Origin of the sequence: Mesotoga sp. HF07.pep.5.2.highcov, assembly GCF_003666285.1 — a bacterium.
In the GTDB taxonomy this organism is placed as follows: domain Bacteria; phylum Thermotogota; class Thermotogae; order Petrotogales; family Kosmotogaceae; genus Mesotoga; species Mesotoga prima.
Genome location: NZ_JFHJ01000574.1, coordinates 1 through 3,739 on the forward strand (window position 1 = coordinate 1; position 3,739 = coordinate 3,739).

Sequence of the window (3,739 nt, forward strand, 5' to 3'; positions counted from 1 at the left end):
ACCTCTGCCGGTTTATTTCGAGAGGATCGATTCGGCTCTCTCTTCCTATCTCGTTCTATTTCTAATTTCGATCGTGCTGGCAATTATCCTCTCCTCTTGAAAAGGAGTATCGATTCCGCTATAATCGTCTTTGTAGGCGAGTAGCTCAATTGGCAGAGCGACGGTCTCCAAAATCGTAGGTCGGGGGTTCGAGGCCCTCCTCGCCTGCCAGAAAAGAGAGGAAGTTTCCTCTCTTTTTTATTTCCCCCCTATATGCTTTGCCATATTCAAGCTGGTAACTTCATACCCCATCTTCCTATATAGAGCAACCGCCACGGTGTTATGTGCGAAAACATGGAGCGAAAGGTCTTCCACTCCTAGTTTTGAAGCATATTCCTCAAGCGCCTTCAAGCTCTCTTTCCCGTAGCTTTTTCCCCTGAATGCCTCATCGATTACGAAATCATAGATGAATCCCTTCTTCTCCATTCCCGGGAAGATATGTAGCCAGACACAGCCGATCTTCTTGCCTGTATCCTTTTCCTTAAGATTCAGCAGTTCGTGGTTCTCTGTATTCAGTCCGTCAGTCAGCAATGAATCGACCTCTCTCTTCGATTTTTCTAGTGCGCTTTTCTCTTCCCATCTTCCGGATTTCACATTCTCTACCGCGTAGTTTTCAACAAGTTTTCTCAGATATACGCTAAACTCATCTGACCTCATTTTCTCTATAACTATCATTCTGTCCCTCCTCTATAGATCATATCCAGCAGAAATCTCTTGAAGAGTATCTTGATTGAAAAGTAATCGTCGACGTACTCTGATGACCGGAAACTTCAGGACAACAACCAGTCTTAGAAAGAGCAACAAGAAAGTACACTTCCTTGATTAATGAAAACCACTACTGCTTTCTTAAAGTGATCAAGTACACTTTCTGCTGATAAAATTGTTTTATACATGATATTCTAAATCACAAGGGGAGAAATCACAGTTTGAGAACCGTCGAGATAATTATTCAGGGAAGAGTTCAGAAGGTCGGCATGAGAAACTTCATAAGGCGTCTGGCTACGAGACATGAGATTACTGGTTATGTAGAGAACCTCGACGATGGCTCGGTGAGAGTAGTAGCTCAGGGCAGCAAAGCACAGCTAAATGTATTCCTTGCGAAGATCGAGAAGGGATCGATTTCGATAAAGCTTTCCGGAGGAAACATCGAGAGGGTTACTGAACGGCCATCCATGGAACACGGGTTCATGGACTTTGAAAAAAGGTAATTCCTACTGGAGGAGAAAAATGACAGTGATAATATTGGTGCTGATCGTTGTAGGATTTCTGGGCATCGTCGGTGCCGTTTTTGCCAACAAGGTCACGAAACCGCGGCAAATCCCGTACGAAGAGACCTACCGCATCGAAGTCGAAAACGGCAGAATGGATCCGGAGTGGTTCGAAAAGATCGAAAAGGAGGAGGTCTGGATTGATTCTCCGTATGGATACAAACTTCACGGGTTACTCATTCCGAACGACAATTCCGAAAGAGCTGTAATTATCTGCCACGGTATCACTTATTCGCTGTTCGGTTCCATAAAGTACGCGAAAATTTTTCACAAGCTAGGCTTTAACATCATCGTATATGACCACAGAAATCACGGAAAGAGCGGAGGCACGAATACGACTCTGGGCTATTACGAGAAACATGATCTTGCTGCGGTGAAAAACTGGGTCCTGGATAGACTGGGCAAGAAGACCAGAATAGGTCTGCATGGGGAATCGATGGGTGCCGCAATCGCAATTCAGTATCTTTCTCTAGATGATGAGATCGACTTCTGCGTCGCCGACTGTGGTTTTTCGGACCTCGAAGAATTGCTCTCGATAAGGTTGAGAGAGGACTTTCATCTGCCAAGAGTTCCATTCATCTGGCTCGCCCGTCTCTTCGCTAGGATAATGACTGGAGCCGATCTCAAGGAAGTCAGCCCGATCAGATCAGTAAGAGAGACTTCCATTCCTATCATGTTTGCTCACGGTGGAGAAGACCACTACGTCTCTACCTTTATGAGCGAAAAGATGTACAGTGAAAGACAATCAAACAAACATCTACTTATAGTTCCCGATGCTGGCCATGCGATGGCCCTTGTTACCGATCCAGCGAAATACGAAAAAGAGATAGAATGGTTTCTTCGTAGTAATGATCTCCTTTGATTCAGCTCTTTATTTCCGCCCTCACTATTGAAAAATTTGCCTTAAGAATTAAAATCCATTGTTGGAATTATTCATTACCTTGCCGAACTATATCGATAATTTGGTTTTGGTTAGTTTAATTTATTGATTTGCACGCTAATTCATATTGAAATAATCAATCACTACAACTAATTAATTATTTTTCCATTAATTATTGAAGCAAAGAGCTTGACATTCTTGGAATTATTGTGTTAGACTTCGTAATGCTTTGATAATCTTTTTCTTTTTATCGAAGTAATTAAATTATCGATTACTTTTTGCACTATAGTTCTGTCCAGAATTATAATTATGCGATTATAATGAAAATTTCTTACTGATATACAACTGAATATTCTGTGCAAAGGCACAGAACTAAATGAAAAAGGGGGCGAAAGAAATTGAGTAAGAGACTTACCGTGATCCTTCTCGCATCGATGATTGTTCTCTGTGGCGGTGTTTTTGCAACCGAGAAGGGACCAATCTCCGACGTCATCTACTTCAACGTTAAGATGTCTCAAGAACTCGGTCTCAGAGACGTTGCCGAAGGACTCACCGACATTTTCATGGAAGGCGTCTCCGGTCCTACGTTAATGGGGATGGATAAGGCAACACGAGACAAAATGGATATCTACTCTGTTCCAGCGCTAACCTATGCTCTTTTCGTAAACCCATATCCGAACGAAGCTCCTTACTTCGCAAATGTAGACGGAAAGGACTTCTTCAACGTAATGGCGATAAACGAATTCAGGTATGCTCTCAACGACTTGATCAACAGGCAGTACATAGTTGACGAGATACTTGGAGGCGCTGGAGGACCGATGTTGTCTATGGCAACCCCCGGTCAACCCGGTACCTACAGATACGGTCTGGTCGCAAACAAACTTGGGTTAAGCTTTGAAGGCAACGAGACAAGAGCTCTCGAAGCTATGAAGAAAGCTCTTGAGGATGCCGCAAAGATTCCTGAGAATCAGGGTAGACTGGTAAACAGTAACGGCAAATGGTATTTCGATAATGAGCCATTGACGGTTAAATTCGTTATTAGGGCTGATGACCCCAACGTTAGAGTCAAGATGGCCGAATACGTCTCCCTTCAACTTGAAAAGGCCGGGGTAACAGTGGACAGACTGGTCTGGGAAAGATCAAAAGCTAGCAACACAGCTTATGGTAGCGATCCTGCAGACCTGATCTGGAACCTCTACACCGAAGCATGGAGCGCAGGCGCCACAAGAGCCTTCTGGGAACACATAGTACGCCAGATGTATGCTTCCGGTGGATCCTACATGCCCGGCCGTGGGACAGAAGGGTTCTGGAATTTCAGAAACGAAAAGCTGGACGATCTCATAGATAGGGCCTACACAGGAAACTTCTTAACTGAAGAGGAGTACTGGGACCTTTCTCTTACGGCTCTGGAGATGGGACTTAAAGACGCAGTTAGAATTTATGTCTGCTATCAGGACGGCTTCTATACGGCCAATTCGGCGAGGCTTCTCGACAGATTCGCATACGGACTCGGAGACGGAGTTAATGACTGGTCACTCAAAACGGCCGTCAC

4 protein-coding genes and 1 tRNA gene are annotated in these 3,739 nt (G+C 44.2%); 4 read left to right on the forward strand and 1 reads right to left on the reverse strand.

All coding sequences use genetic code 11. The annotated features are described in order from the left end of the window. Nucleotides 1-134 precede the first annotated feature (134 nt). Nucleotides 135-210 (forward strand) — tRNA-Trp (locus BG32_RS12105). Between the two features lie 27 nt (nucleotides 211-237). Here BG32_RS12105 and BG32_RS12110 read toward each other — a convergent pair. Further along, nucleotides 238-714 (reverse strand): GNAT family N-acetyltransferase, encoded by a 477-nt coding sequence (locus BG32_RS12110; RefSeq protein WP_006489927.1) that lies wholly within the window; start codon nucleotides 712-714, stop codon nucleotides 238-240. A gap of 251 nt (nucleotides 715-965) precedes the next feature. Here BG32_RS12110 and BG32_RS12115 point away from each other — a divergent pair, with 251 nt between their 5' ends. The 3 genes from BG32_RS12115 to BG32_RS12125 form a co-directional block, all read left to right on the forward strand. Beyond that, nucleotides 966-1,247, forward strand: coding sequence for an acylphosphatase (locus tag BG32_RS12115; RefSeq protein WP_006489925.1), 282 nt, complete (start codon nucleotides 966-968; stop codon nucleotides 1,245-1,247). A 19-nt stretch (nucleotides 1,248-1,266) separates the two neighbouring features. Then, nucleotides 1,267-2,169: an alpha/beta hydrolase gene (locus tag BG32_RS12120; protein ID WP_006489923.1), complete on the forward strand. Its 903-nt coding sequence runs from the start codon at nucleotides 1,267-1,269 to the stop codon at nucleotides 2,167-2,169. 416 nt (nucleotides 2,170-2,585) lie between these two features. Continuing rightward, on the forward strand, nucleotides 2,586-3,739 hold a 1,154-nt coding region (locus BG32_RS12125; RefSeq protein WP_259459718.1), incomplete at its 3' end, for an ABC transporter substrate-binding protein.